Origin of the sequence: Botrimarina mediterranea (assembly GCF_007753265.1) — a bacterium.
GTDB lineage: Bacteria > Planctomycetota > Planctomycetia > Pirellulales > Lacipirellulaceae > Botrimarina > Botrimarina mediterranea.
In genome coordinates, this window is record NZ_CP036349.1 from 5,664,553 (window position 1) to 5,677,434 (window position 12,882).

Genomic DNA, 12,882 nt, shown 5'->3' on the forward strand with positions numbered 1-12,882 from the left:
GTCATGCCGACCCGCCGAGGGGTCGATCATGTATCTGACGTACCATCCCGCCACGAGGTTCAACCTGGCGGGGCACGATTCAAGGGATTGATCGCGCCATGACCATCTGCCGCTGCTTTATCGCTCTCTTTGCCTGCGTTGCTGCCGCCTCGGCCGACGAGACCGTCGACCTGACGCCGTGGTCGAACATCGGCAGCGGGCCGCTGACCGTCGAGACCTCGCTGCGCTACGCGGCCAAGGTCACCGCCGAAGAAACGACCCAGGCCGTGCCCGTCCAAGGCGAGCTCTCGCTCACCTACACCCAACAAGAGCTCGCTAGCGGCCCGTCGGGCGCGCCGCGGGTGATCCGTCGCGTCGATCGCGTCACGGGCGCCGAGCTGCGCGCCGAAGCCCGTCTGCTCGTCGCCGAGGCCGACGCCTTGGGCGCGAAGGTCGTTGGCGCCAACGGCCCGCTCACGCGCGCCGAGCTCGACGTGGTGCAAGCCGCGGCCGATCCGCTCGACATCGACGAGCTCTTGCCCGGCGGCGAGGTCCGCGACGGCGGCACCTGGAAAGTCGATCCGGCGATGGTCGGCCGGCTGATGCGGCTGGCGCCCGGCGAAGACTGCGAGCTGGTTGGCATCGTCAGCGACATCACCCCGACGCACGCCCGGCTCCGGTATGCCGGCACGATCGAGGGCGTCGCCGACGGCGCAAAGGTGGCGATCGAGCTGCGGGGCGTCGCCCTCTTCGACCGCGGCGCTGGCCGGCTCACGAAGCTGAACCTCGCTTGGAAAGAGAACCGCGAACTCGGCCCCGCCACGCCGGCCGTCGAAGCGACCGCCAAACTCAACGTCACGATCGCCGAGGGGGAAAACGAAAGCCCCATCGACTCGGACGACATCCGTCTGGCTGAGAAGCGTCAGCTCGACGACCGCCTGCTCGTCCGCTTCGCCGCAGGCGCCTGGACACTGTTGGCGGAACGCGACTGGTTCGTCGTCGCCGAGGATCGCCGCTCGGCGACGCTCCGCCGCCTCGAGGGGGACCAGATCGCCGCCGTCACGACGATCGTCTCCGACTCGCCGCGCGACCTTGGCTTGCCCGCGTTTGAAAGCGAGGTCCGCTACGCCCTCGGCAGGGACCTCTCGCAGATCGTCCAGTCGCAGGTCACTCCCGACGACAACGGGGTCGCGCGGCTCACGGTCGCTTCGATCGGCAAAGTGGAAGAAGAGCCCGTCGCTTGGCGCCACCACCGCCTGGCGTCCGCCGACGCAGCGCTGTCGGCCACGACGACACTCCGCGTTGGCGAAGCGGGCGCGGCGGACGACACGCCCGTACGGCGGTTGATCGAATCGGTCCGCCCGGTCACGGCGCCAAGCGAAACCGCGGCCGCCGAAGCGACCGCGGTTCGTCGATAATCTCGATGGCAAGAACCGGGGGCTAAGGCCCCGCGGCTGATAAGTCGTTGCTGGCAAGATCAGCCGGCACGCCTTAGCGTCCGGTTCTTGCGGTCGCCATTTCATCTACGGCGACGGACGCCAGAAGCCGCTTAGCGGCGGCGGGTGACGCCCGCCATTAGCAGGCCCGCAGCGCCAAGCAGCGCCGAGGTTGGCTCGGGGACCGCAACCGACGCGGTCGCCGGCAGCGTGAGGTAGCTCGCGCTGCTGCTGGCTGATTGGAAGGTCGGGGCGACAACCGGCGGCAGGCTTTCCGACGACAGCAGCGACGCGACGCTCGGCGTCTCATCGTCGAGAATGTCATCGAGCACGCCGTGCGCTTCGTCGATCAGGCCTTCGAGCGAAATCGGCAGTTCGTAGTCGGGGAACTCGTAGTCCGGGAAACGCTCCTCGAGGCGGTCCCGCACGCTGTCGATACGGTCGGCGACCTTGTCGAGCGCGGCGTCGACACGCTCCCGGGCCTTGGCCCGGGCCTCCGCGATTCGGTCACGTGCGTTATCGAGGATCGCATCGAGATCGGGGTTGCTGAAGTCCGGCAGTTCAATCTCCGGGAAGCCCGGCAGGTTGATCTCGGGGAGGTCGATGTCGGGGAGGTTGACGTGTGACAGGTCGATGTCCGGGATATCGAGGCGGTCCAAGACGCCGCCATCCCCCAGCACGTGATCGAGCACCGACTCGGCCCGACCGAGCGCGCGGGCGGCGACCTCTTCGACCCGCGGCGGCAAGTTGATCTCACGGTCCGGCAGCGTCACGTTGACGCCGTAGTTCGACAGTAGTGACGAGATCGAGGACAGCGAGAACGCCTCGGCCTGGGGCGCCGCCGTCGCGATCGAGACGGCGACCGCCGTGAGGGTGAGAAGTCGCATGGTGTTCCAAAGCTCCGTACTTGTTTGTTTCAGCGGGGGCGACGCATCGCCTCTTCATTCAGCACGCCGCTATCCGTTCGTTTTACGCGCCACGGCAAAACGGGCAAGCAGTAGGGCTCGCCGCGATTGGGGAAAACGTGTCGATATTGGAGGGAAGTTGCTCGCGCATCGGCCCATCGCGCTTCACGCCCGGTCTCACAATTGACCCCCGGTCAATGACCGGGGGCTAAATGCGGTGAGAACGACGCAGGGCGTGCTAGCACTCAGCCCATCGGCAGCACGCCGTCCGCCTTGGCGATCACCACGATCCCCCCGGGCGAGATCGTGAAGCCCCGCGCGCGGTCGGCTTCGTGGTCGTAGCCGATCTCTGTTCCTTCGGGCACGTGCACGCCCTTGTCGATGATCGCGCGGCGGATCCGGCAGCGCCGGCCGATGTTGACGCGCGACATGAGGATTGACTCTTCGACGTGGGCGTAGCTGTTGATCCTAGAACTAGGCCCGATCACACACTTGCGCGCCACGCCGCCCGAGAGAATCGCTCCCTGACAGACGATGCTGTCGAGCGCCTCGCCGCGGCGGACGCCGTCATTGCCCTCCTCCTGCGCGAAGACGGTCTTCGCGGGCGGCAAGTTGGGCTGGTGCGTGCGGATCGGCCAGCGGTCGTCGTACAGGTTGAGCTGCGGTTCGACGTTGGTCAGCTCCATGTTCGCCTCGTAGTACGAGTCGATCGTGCCGACGTCACGCCAGTAGGCCTGCTCCCCTTGGTTCTCGTCGCGGAACGGGAACGCGAACACCCGCCGCGTGTCAATGATCGACGGGATGATGTTCTTGCCGAAGTCGTGGGCGCTTTCGGGCAACGTCGCGTCGCGGCACAGTTCGTCGAAGAGGAACGCCGCGTTGAACACATAGATGCCCATCGAAGCCAAGCAGTTGTCCGGATCGCCGGGCACCGTCTTGGGGTTCTGGGGCTTTTCCTCGAAGCCGATGATCCGCTGGTCGGTATCGACCTGCATCACGCCGAAGGCGGTCGCCTCGGCTTTGCTCACCGTCAGCGCGGCGATCGTCAGGTCGGCCTTCTGTTGCTCGTGGTACTGCACGAGCTTGCCGTAGTCCATCTTGTAGATGTGGTCGCCGGCGAGGATCACGACATGGCTCGGCCGCTCTTTCTCGAGCGTGTAGATGTTCTGGTACACCGCGTCGGCGGTCCCCTGGTACCACTGCTCGTCGATCCGCTGCTGCGGCGGCACGACATCGACGAACTCGCCCAGCTCGCGGCAGAAGTAGTCGCGCCAGCCGAGGTTGATGTGCCGATCGAGGCTCATCGCCTTGTACTGCGTCAACACAAGGATGCGGCGCATCCCGCTGTTGAGGCAGTTGGAAAGCGTGAAATCGACGATCCGGTAGTTGCCGGCAAAGGGCACGGCCGGCTTGGCCCGGTCGCGCGTCAGGGGCTCGAGCCGCGCGCCTTTACCGCCCGCCAACACCACCGCCAAAACGTCCTTCATCCTGTACCCCGCTCCGTGGGAATCGCGTGCGTCGCATGAAAAGGGGCCGCGCGGTCCGTGGGCGCAGCCTGGAGGGCGTGCGCGAATCGTGCGGCTGGCAAGTCACCAGTCTACCGCGACGGGCCCGCCGGGATAGACCGGCGCCGCTGAGGGGGACCCCCCGCCGAGAGTGACAAACAGCTGTCGCTCCGGCCCCATCCTTCGACGGCTTTTTCCGCCGCCCGCGATAATTTCCGAGACTTTCATCGACTCCTCCGTAATATCTACTCACGATCCACACACTCGGCTGACATCCTTCTCATCACTGATCGAACGAGCGATCGGCCCCCCTCGCCGGAACGAGGCGGCCCGACGCAAGCGACGCCGCAACTGGCCGGGGGCCTGAAGTCGGCGACTCAACGGAACAACGGAGGCCTGCTGTGCGAGCGAGCTTGAAGCCCTTCGAGGACGACGAGTTGATCACCGACGACCTGCGTCGGATCGACTATCTCCCCAGCCCCGACGAGATCGCCGACGCCTGTGCGTCGATCCGCTCGGCCTGGTCCCTCAGCGAGAAGCGTCGCCGGTTCGTCGGCGACCTGATGCCCGACGAGCCCGACAGCGCCTGGCGTCCGCCGGTGATCGACACGTCGCATTTCCGCATGGCCGCGTCTCGCGGCGTCGAAGCGGGCATCTGAACGGCGTCACGAACGGCTTCCCATCGCCAGCGCGGCGCGCCAGGCTTCGATCGTGTGCCCAACGTCGTGCGACCCGCGCACTCGCTGCGCGTTGGCGGCGCCGATCTCTGCCGCTAACGCCGGCTCCGCCAGCAAACGCATCGTCGCTTTCGCCCACCCGGGCCGGTCGTTCCAGGCGATCCGGCAGACCGGCGGCGCTGGCGGGGTGTCTTGTGGCAGCAGGGTCTCGCGCCCCGGCCCGTCGGCCATGACGACGGGCTTGCCGGCGGCCATCGCCTCGACCGCCGGCGTCGGCGTCGCCCCGGCGCCGCGGCCGACCCAGACCACGTCCGCGGCGGCGTAGAGCGTCGCCAAGGCGTCGCACGGGCCGAGCCACTCGACCGTGCCGCGCTCGACCGCCTTAACGGCGAAGCGCTCGCACGCCAGCCGCCCGGCCCCGTCGCCCGCGACCAGCAGCCGCAACCCCGGCCGCATCACCCGCACCAAGTCGCTCGCCCAGGCCAGCTCCTTCGTGGCGACGGCGTCGTCGATCCGCGTCACGCAGACCACCACCGGCGCCCCATCGGCGATGTCCCAGCCCGCCGCCCGCAGCCGCGCCCGCGCGGCGAGCTTCTCGGTGTCCCCCATCGGCACGAGTGACGGGTCGTAGGCGTTCGGCGCGATCGTGACCGGCGCCGAGGTCACGGCTTTCGCCGACTGCGCGGCGATTAGGTCGGCGGCGATGACGGCGTCCACGCCGGTCAATTTCGGCGGCGCCCCTCCGCGATGGACATGTGCCCACCAGGCCCCCTTCAGACGCTTCAGGATGCGTCCTAGCGGCGCCGAATCGTGGTCCCAGGTAATCAGACCCCCCCCAGCGCCGCGACGCTCTACGAGCCTCCTGAGGGCCTCAACAGCGAAGGGGTCCAGGCGGAATCGCTTGGCCGTCCAGATGACTGGAACCCCCGCCGCGACGAACCGCTCGCCCTGCGGTCCCGGCCGTCGTAGCGACGCCACGGCCACGTCCTCGCCCCGCGCCACGGCCGCCGCCGTCAACAGCCGCAATTGTGTCGCGGCGCCGCTATGGTCGAGGTCGTGGATGACATGCAGCACGTGGGACACGGAGCAGGCTTCGGGGCAGTGGAGGATCGCGGTGGGGAGACTGTGAGGCTAGCTTGTGCGACGCGACCGCAGAAGGCGAGCCGTCAGCGTCAGCGTCCGGAGTGACGCGACCCGGATAGGATGTTTGTTGGCGGCGCTCTCCGAGGGCTCGCGACCGCGGCTCCGATGCATAGCGATGGTGAATCTGAACGAACTTGGCTGGAACCATGAGACCGATCGCTGGCGGCGCGAACCCGCCACTCCAGTCGTCGGCGCCGTCGTGCTGCTGACCGACGCGGACGGCGTGTCGCCACTCGACGAGCCGGCGTGGGCGGCGGCGTTGGACCGCCACGGGCTCGCCGTGGTGGCGCCGACCTCTGCCGATCGCTGGTGGACCGATCGGCTCGCCGAGGGCGAAGCGGGGCCGTCGGCGGAGGCGCTCGTCTTCAATACGATCCTGCCGTGGGCGCGCGAGCGCTGGGGCGTCCCGGTGGCGATTGCCGGCGTCGGCGCCGGGGGGCATGGCGCGCTGCGGATGGCTTACCAGCGCGCACGGGAGCTGCCCGTCGTTGCGGCTTGGCAGCCGGCGGTGGATTGTCACCAGTTGCTCGGCCGGGGGCTGCCGCCACCGGCTGAGGTCGATCGTGAGGCGGTTCGTATGCTTGCCGCGCGCTATCGCGATGCGGAGCAGTGCCGGCAGGACTCGGCCGTGCTGCACATCCATCCGCTCGGCTGGCCGAAGCGGCAATGGTTCGGCTGCCCGGTGGGCCATGCGTGGTGGGACGGCGCCGATCGGCTGCGGATGAAACTCACGGCGCTCGGCGTGCCGCACGAGTGCGACCTTGAGGCGCCCGCTACCAACGCCAACGACCCGGTCGTCGCCGACCGGGTCGTTGGTTGGATCGCCGAGGCGCTCGCCGCCGAGGCACGAGCACTGTAGGAATTAAGACTGTGGGAGGGGTCTCCAGACCCCGATTACGTGCACCATCACCCAACGGCATAGATGCCGTAATCGGGGTCTGGAGACCCCTCCCACAATCGAAATGCAGTTAGCGAGAACTCAGCTAACGCGCTTTGAAATCTCGTCCCAGTTGACGACCTTCCACCACTCGGCGACGTACTCCGGCCGGCGGTTCTGGTACTTCAGATAATAGGCGTGCTCCCACACGTCGAGTCCGAGGATCGGCTGCTTGCCCTGCGAGATCGGCGAGTCTTGGTTGGGGGTCGAGAGGACCTCAAGCTTGCCGCCATCCGCCACGAGCCACGCCCAACCGCTGCCGAACTGCCCGCCAGCCGCGGAGGCGAACTTCTCCTTGAACTTGTCGAGCGATCCGAACGTCGCGTCGATCGCCGTGGCGAGCTTACCGTTGGGCTTCGTGGCGCCGCCGGCGGGACGCATCACGGTCCAGAAGAGCGAGTGGTTGGCGTGCCCGCCGCCGTTGTTGCGGACCGCGGTGCGGATCGACTCGGGGAGCGCGTCGAGGTCCGACAGCAGCTCTTCGACGCTCTTCCCCTTGAGGTCATCGTGTCCCTCGAGCGCGGCGTTGAGCTTATCGACGTAGCCCTGGTGGTGCTTGGTGTGATGGATCGTCATCGTCTGCTTGTCGATGACCGGCTCCAACGCGTCGTACCCGTACGGCAACTCCGGCAGCGTGAAGCCCGACGCCCCCGGCTGCTGAGCGAAGGCCCGACCGGGCGCCATCGCGAGCGCCGCCCCAGCGGCGACCGTCGCGGCGCCGGTGGCGAGAAACTGCCGGCGGCTGGTGGAGGAAGTCGGGATCGTCTCGGGCTGCGTGCTCATCGGAGGGCTCCTGAGGGCGTTATTCCTTGAAGAAATGGCGACCCCATCCGAGGGGGCCGACGCGTAAGCCCGATCCTAGACCGCCCACAGGGCTGGGACAAACGACCGTCGCGGCTGCGTGAGGTCGCCAACGGAACGGGGCTTCTCGGTTACGATCTGAAAGTGAGGCGTCCTTCTTCCCTTTTCGGAGACCGCGACATGACCCCCATCACTCTGGCCGATCTTTGGCTGCCGATCCTTGTTGCGGGGTTGGCGACGCATATCCTCAGCACCTTGGCGTGGACCGTGCTTCCGCATCATCGGTCGGAATGGAGCCACCTTGAGTTCGCACCAATCAACGAAGCCGCGAACGCCATCGGCGCCAAGCCGGACGGGCAGTACGTTCTCACCGACGACATCGAGTCGTGCAAAGACCCGGCGAAGTGCCGGGGCATGCTCATCTACTGGCCTCACAAGCCGAACATGGGCGCCAACATCGGCCTGACGCTGGCCTTCTTCTTCGCGGCCGCCCTGACGATCGGCTACTTGGCGACCATCGGGCTTCACCGAGAGACGTCGCTGGTCGACGTCTTCCGCTTCACGGCGACGGCCGGCGTGCTGACCCACGTCGCCGCAGGCGTGCCGCATATCATCTGGTTCCGTCGCAAATCCCTGCTCGACACACTCGACGGCCTGGCTTACGCGTTGGCGACCGGCGCCGCGTTCGCCTGGCTCTGGCCTGCTTGAATGAAGACTCTCCGTCGCACCGCGGTCTTGCTGTGGGCCTCGCCCTACTCGGCGATCGGCTTAACGATCGGCGCCATCGGCCTGGCCACCGGCGGCGGCGGGCGGGTCCGCGACGGCGTCGCCGAGTTCCACGGCGGGTTCACCCGCTGGGTCGTGCGTCACTCGCCGTTGGGTGAGAACTGCGGCGCGATTACGCTCGGCCACACCGTCATCGGCCAGACCGAGGCGATCCTCGACTTCGCCCACCACCACGAGCTGGTGCACGTCCGCCAGTTCGAGCGTTGGGGCCCGCTGATGGGTCCGGCGTACGTGGGCGCGTCGATCGTCGTCTGGCTCGCCGGCGGCCGGGCGTATCTCGACAACCCGTTTGAGAAGGAAGCCTTCGAGAAAGAGTCGATCGTCTAGCCAAGACTCGTCACGACCGAGGGAGAGCCCATTACGCGAGTCGTGGGAGGGAAGCGGGCGCCGACTTCACCTCCGACGACTTGCGTCGCCGGCTCGCCGTCAACGTGTCTTAGCCCTCGACCTCCTCGCCTTCCACGTCATCCGTCTCCTCCAGCGGCAACCGCACGATCGCCATCAGCGTGTCGCCCTCGGTGAGCGTCATGATCTTCACGCCCTGCGTGTTGCGGCTGATCGTGCTGACGTCCGCCGCGCGGATGCGTTGCAGCTTGCCGCGGGAGGTCATCAGCAGCAGCTCGTCGGCGTCGGTGACGCTCGCCACGCCGATCACACGGCCGTTGCGCGCGCTGGTCTTGATGTCGAAGACGCCGCCGCCGCCGCGGCTCTGCGTGCGGTAGCGCAAACCGGAATTCCGGTCGGAAGTGGAGTCGTCCGACGCCTCGACGCCGGCGGTCGCGTCGTCGGCAGAGGGGCTGTCGGTGGTTGCGGCGTCCGTTGCGGTGAGGGCTTCGCCGTCGTCGCCGTTCTCGCCGTTTTCTTCCGTGTCGGTCACTTCGCCCGGCGCCGCGTTGGGGCCGAAGGGGGTCCGCTTTCCGTAGCCATTCTCGGTGGCGGTGAGGAGCGTGGCGTCGGGGTCGGCGACGACCATGCCGACGAGCGAGTCCCCCTTCTTCTTGAAGCGGATCCCCTTCACACCGAAGGCCTGACGGCCGACCGAGCGGACGTCGGACTCATTGAAGCGGATCGCCATGCCTTCGGTGGTGGCGAGCAGCACCTCGTCCCCCTTCTCGACGATCTCGACCGCCACTAGCTCGTCGCCCTCTCGGAGCGCGATGGCGATGATGCCGTTCTTCTGCGGCCGGCTGTACGCAACGAGGTCGGTCTTCTTCACGAGGCCGTTGCGAGTCGCCATCATCAGGTAGTGGTCGGGCAGCTTGAAGTCGCGCACCGCCACGCAGCCGGCGATCCGCTCGCCCTCCGACAGGCTGAGCAGGTTCACGAGCGCCCGGCCCTTCGCGTCGCGCGCCAGCTCCGGCAGGTTGTAGACCTTCTGCCAGTAGACCCGCCCCTGGTTCGTGAAGAACATCAGGTAGTCGTGCGTGCTGGTGACGAAGACGTGCTCGATGGGATCGTCCTCGTCGGTCTTCGCGCCCTTGATCCCCTTGCCGCCCCGCTTCTGCGCCTGGTAGGTGCTCGCCGCGGTGCGTTTGACGTAGCCGTTGTGGGTGATCGAGACGACCATCGTCTCTTCCTCGATCAGGTCCTCCATGCCGACGTCGGCGGCCTCGTCGCGCTCGATGCGCGTGCGCCGCTCGTCAATCAGCCGGCTCCGCAGCAGCTCCTCCATATCCGCGCGGATGATCCCGAAGATGCGGGACTCGTTGGCGAGGATGTCGAGGTAGTCGCCGATCTCGATCAACAGTTGGGCGTGCTCGTCGGCGAGCTTCTCTTGCTCGAGGTTCACCAGCTGACCGAGCGTCATCTTGAGGATCGCGTCGGCCTGCACCGGCGTGAGCGAGTACTCCTCGGCGACGCCACGCTCGCTCTGGAACTGCCCGTAACCGTCGTCGCCCAGGGCGCGCTTGAGCAGGGCGCCGGGCGTCTTGATCTGCATCAAGGCGATCTTCGCCTCGGGCTGCGTCTTGCTGGCGCGGATGACGCGGATCACCTCGTCGATGTTCGCATGCGCTAGCAACAGGCCCTGCACCGTGTGCTTCCGCTTGCGGGCGCGCGACAAGAGGAACTGGGTCCGCCGACGGATCACCGTCACGCGGTGGCGGACGAACTCTTGCAGCATTTCCTTGAGGTTCAGCACCCGCGGCTTGCCGTCCACCAACGCCAGGAAGATGACGCTCTGCGAGTCTTGCAGCGGCGAGAACTTGTAGAGCTGGTTGAGCACCACTTCGGGGTCGGCGTCGCGCTTGATGTCGATCGCGATCCGCGCGGGCTCGTTCAGGTCCGACTCGTCGTTGACGGCGCTGATGCCGGCGATCCTCCCATCGTTCACCAGCGAGGCGATCTTCAGGACCATCGCGTCGCGGGTCTGCTGATAGGGCAGCTCGTTGACGATGATCCGCTTTTTCTTCTTGTCCTCTTCGATCGTCACCTTCGCGCGGAGGACGATCGTGCTCCGGCCCGTCTGGTAGCCGCGGAGGATGGCGCTGCGGCCGCAGATGACGCCGCCGGTCGGGAAGTCGGGCCCCGGGATGTGCTCCATCAACTCCAGGACGGTGATCTCGGGGTTCTCGAGCAACGCGATGACGCCGCGGCAGACCTCGCCCAGGTTGTGCGGCGGGATGCTGGTGGCCATGCCCACCGCGATGCCGCCCGACCCGTTGACGATCAGGTTGGGGAACTTCGACGGCAGCACCGTCGGCTCGGTCTGCTTCTCGTCGTAGGTCGGGATATAATCGACCGTGTCGAGCTTGATGTCCTCAAGCATCATCGCGGCGACGTTCGACAACCGCGCCTCGGTATAACGCATGGCCGCCGGGGGGAGGCCGGCGAGCGAACCGAAGTTCCCCTGCGGGTCGATCAGCAAGTTGCGCGTCGACCACCACTGCGCCATGCGTGTGAGCGTCGGATAGATCGCGCCGTCGCCGTGCGGGTGGTAACGCTTCATCGTCTCGCCGACGATACCGGCGCACTTGCTGGTGCTGCCTCCCGGGCCGAGGCCCAGGTCGTTCATCGCCACGAGGATGCGACGTTGCGAGGGCTTGAGCCCGTCGCGCACGTCGGGCAGCGCGCGGCTGACGATGACGCTCATCGCGTACGTCAGGTACGACTGCTTGAGCTCGTCCTCGATCGGCAGGTCCACGAGGCGCAGGGCGATCGCCTCGGTCACGGGGTCGAAGCCGGGCTGGCGATCCGCCATGGGAATGCCCGCCGGCTGGCCGCCCTCGGGCGGGCCGTCGTTTGGCTGCCCTTCGCCCGGAAGTCCATCGGACGGCGGGATGAAGGCGTCGTCTTGCCCTTCGTTGGGCGTGTCGTCGTTGGGCAGGTCGTCGTCGGCCACGCGGCGGGTTCCTTGGTCGTGTCGCTGCTGCTTTTTCGGGCCCCCGGCGGGGCGCCGGAAAGCGTCCCGAAGCGGGGTCTCGGTGAGCCCCGCAGTTTACCCGTTTTGGGGCCGGAAACCCAGCGACCAATAGCCGTGCAAAACTCCCTGAAACCGCGACTTCCGAAACCGTCACTTGCGAGCCCCGCGACGTCAGTCCGGGGAGTGTAGCGCCCCCTGTTGCTAATGAAACGGATCGTTCCTCCCCGGACTGACGTCGCGGGGCTCACATGACGCTTTTCGCGGTGGTTTAGCGAAGCGAAGCGACGACACAGTCCGCCATCTCGTCGGCGTAGAACGGCGCCCCCAGCGAGCCCTTGGCGCCGAGGCCATTCAGCCAGCCGATGGCAGGCGCCTCGCTGCTGAAACCGAGCGCCGGCTGGCGGTCGATTGTCGCGGGTCGCACGGCGGCGAGATGCTCCACGACGCGGGCGGAGCTGACGCCGGCTTGGGCCAACCGCTGGAGTAGTTCGCTCTTACCGGCATCCGTTGGCGCGGAATCGAGTTGGCTCCACTCGGTTGTCGATCCCACTCGATAGCGCCCGGCAGCGGCGTCTTCTGGCGCCAGCCAAACGCCGTGGTGCACGACGCGACGCTCACAGTAACTCGGCGACTCGATCGTCAGGACCTCTCCCTTGGCGGGTCGAAACTTCACGCCCATCAGCCACCGTGGCGGACACGGCGTAAAGCCCTGACAGAGGACGAGGCGCTTGGCCGAGACGCCGAGCCTTGGTAAGCCAACGCCGTCGGGAGTGTGTTCGATGTCGCTATCGGGATCGACGTTAGCCTCCGTGTAACGGCCTTCGGCCTCGAGCCATTGCCGGGTTGTATCGAGGTACGCCGCGACACGCAGCCGAGCGGCAGCGGGCATCACCAAGGCGCCATGCGCGGCCGCCAGGTCGCGAGGCAGTTCGTTGTCGTCGGCAAGGCGGGCGTGACCACCGAGCTTGCCCGATTCGAGCCGGTCGAGAAACGCGCGACGCTCGTCGGCGTCGGCAAAGACCCGCACCGCGGGCGCGACCTCAAGCAGTGACTCGCCGCAACGACTCTCAACGCCGCAATAGAACGCCTGAGCCGAACGCCACAGCTCGTCAAACTCGTCGGCGACCGCAAGCCGCTTGCCCGTCACCGGCGTGATCAAACCCGCGGCGACGCGCGACGCGCTGGGGTGACTGACCCCGTCAACGCCGCCGCGATCGATCACCGCTGCCGAGAGGCCCCGCTCCGCCAACCGCCATGCCAGCGTCGAGCCGGCAAGGCCTTGTCCGAGGATGAGAACGTCGAAAGTCGCGGCGTCGTGGGCCATCGGAGCAGCGTACCCCCCGGGGCGCCTA

General features: G+C 67.4%; 11 protein-coding genes. 5 read left to right on the forward strand and 6 right to left on the reverse strand.

Annotation, left to right across the window (positions count from 1 at the left end; translation table 11 throughout):
• The first annotated feature begins 98 nt into the window (after positions 1–98).
• Positions 99–1,397 carry a hypothetical protein gene (locus Spa11_RS21870; RefSeq protein WP_145116717.1) on the forward strand — a complete coding sequence of 433 codons (1,299 nt, stop codon included), beginning with the start codon at positions 99–101 and terminating at the stop codon, positions 1,395–1,397.
• Positions 1,398–1,528: 131 nt separating this feature from the next.
• Here Spa11_RS21870 and Spa11_RS21875 read toward each other — a convergent pair whose 3' ends face one another.
• Both Spa11_RS21875 and glgC read right to left on the reverse strand, forming a co-directional pair.
• Positions 1,529–2,302, reverse strand: coding sequence for a hypothetical protein (locus Spa11_RS21875; RefSeq protein ID WP_145116718.1), 774 nt, complete (start codon positions 2,300–2,302; stop codon positions 1,529–1,531).
• A 263-nt stretch (positions 2,303–2,565) separates the two neighbouring features.
• Positions 2,566–3,807: a glucose-1-phosphate adenylyltransferase gene (glgC, locus tag Spa11_RS21880; RefSeq protein ID WP_145116719.1), complete on the reverse strand. Its 1,242-nt coding sequence runs from the start codon at positions 3,805–3,807 to the stop codon at positions 2,566–2,568.
• A 419-nt stretch (positions 3,808–4,226) separates the two neighbouring features.
• Between glgC and Spa11_RS21885 the strand changes: the two genes are divergently transcribed.
• Positions 4,227–4,484, forward strand: a complete 258-nt coding sequence (locus tag Spa11_RS21885; RefSeq protein ID WP_145116720.1) for a hypothetical protein — start codon at positions 4,227–4,229, stop codon at positions 4,482–4,484.
• 6 nt (positions 4,485–4,490) lie between these two features.
• Here the strand turns inward: Spa11_RS21885 and Spa11_RS21890 are convergent, their stop codons facing one another.
• The gene (locus tag Spa11_RS21890) at positions 4,491–5,585 is read right to left on the reverse strand and encodes a glycosyltransferase (protein ID WP_145116721.1); all 1,095 of its coding nucleotides are present in this window, start codon (positions 5,583–5,585) and stop codon (positions 4,491–4,493) included.
• Positions 5,586–5,760: 175 nt separating this feature from the next.
• Between Spa11_RS21890 and Spa11_RS21895 the strand changes: the two genes are divergently transcribed.
• Positions 5,761–6,504 (forward strand): hypothetical protein, encoded by a 744-nt coding sequence (locus Spa11_RS21895; RefSeq protein WP_145116722.1) that lies wholly within the window; start codon positions 5,761–5,763, stop codon positions 6,502–6,504.
• A 120-nt stretch (positions 6,505–6,624) separates the two neighbouring features.
• On the opposite strand, the gene Spa11_RS21900 is transcribed toward Spa11_RS21895, so the two are convergent.
• Positions 6,625–7,266, reverse strand: a complete 642-nt coding sequence (locus Spa11_RS21900; protein ID WP_145117103.1) for a superoxide dismutase — start codon at positions 7,264–7,266, stop codon at positions 6,625–6,627.
• A 297-nt stretch (positions 7,267–7,563) separates the two neighbouring features.
• On the opposite strand from Spa11_RS21900, the gene Spa11_RS21905 reads away from it, so the two are divergent.
• Positions 7,564–8,091, forward strand: a complete 528-nt coding sequence (locus Spa11_RS21905; RefSeq protein ID WP_145116723.1) for a hypothetical protein — start codon at positions 7,564–7,566, stop codon at positions 8,089–8,091.
• On the forward strand, positions 8,092–8,496 hold the full coding sequence (locus Spa11_RS21910) for a hypothetical protein (RefSeq protein WP_145116724.1): 405 nt from the start codon (positions 8,092–8,094) through the stop codon (positions 8,494–8,496). It abuts the gene before it with no gap.
• A gap of 109 nt (positions 8,497–8,605) precedes the next feature.
• On the opposite strand, the gene gyrA is transcribed toward Spa11_RS21910, so the two are convergent.
• Entirely contained in the window at positions 8,606–11,368 is a 2,763-nt protein-coding gene (gene gyrA, locus Spa11_RS21915; protein ID WP_145117104.1) for a DNA gyrase subunit A, read from the reverse strand.
• Between the two features lie 430 nt (positions 11,369–11,798).
• Positions 11,799–12,854 carry an NAD(P)/FAD-dependent oxidoreductase gene (locus Spa11_RS21920; RefSeq protein WP_145116725.1) on the reverse strand — a complete coding sequence of 352 codons (1,056 nt, stop codon included), beginning with the start codon at positions 12,852–12,854 and terminating at the stop codon, positions 11,799–11,801.
• Positions 12,855–12,882: the final 28 nt, after the last annotated feature.

Excerpts from the sequence above, each read along its gene's own strand:
- Spa11_RS21870 (WP_145116717.1), top strand. The coding sequence starts at position 99 with ATGACCATCTGCCGCTGCTTTATCGCTCTCTTTGCCTGCGTTGCTGCC.
- Spa11_RS21875 (WP_145116718.1), bottom strand. The coding sequence starts at position 2,302 with ATGCGACTTCTCACCCTCACGGCGGTCGCCGTCTCGATCGCGACGGCG.
- glgC (WP_145116719.1), bottom strand. The coding sequence starts at position 3,807 with ATGAAGGACGTTTTGGCGGTGGTGTTGGCGGGCGGTAAAGGCGCGCGG.
- Spa11_RS21895 (WP_145116722.1), top strand. The coding sequence starts at position 5,761 with ATGGTGAATCTGAACGAACTTGGCTGGAACCATGAGACCGATCGCTGG.
- Spa11_RS21900 (WP_145117103.1), bottom strand. The coding sequence starts at position 7,266 with ATGGCGCCCGGTCGGGCCTTCGCTCAGCAGCCGGGGGCGTCGGGCTTC.
- Spa11_RS21905 (WP_145116723.1), top strand. The coding sequence starts at position 7,564 with ATGACCCCCATCACTCTGGCCGATCTTTGGCTGCCGATCCTTGTTGCG.
- Spa11_RS21910 (WP_145116724.1), top strand. The coding sequence starts at position 8,092 with ATGAAGACTCTCCGTCGCACCGCGGTCTTGCTGTGGGCCTCGCCCTAC.
- gyrA (WP_145117104.1), bottom strand. The coding sequence starts at position 11,368 with ATGGCGGATCGCCAGCCCGGCTTCGACCCCGTGACCGAGGCGATCGCC.
- Spa11_RS21920 (WP_145116725.1), bottom strand. The coding sequence starts at position 12,854 with ATGGCCCACGACGCCGCGACTTTCGACGTTCTCATCCTCGGACAAGGC.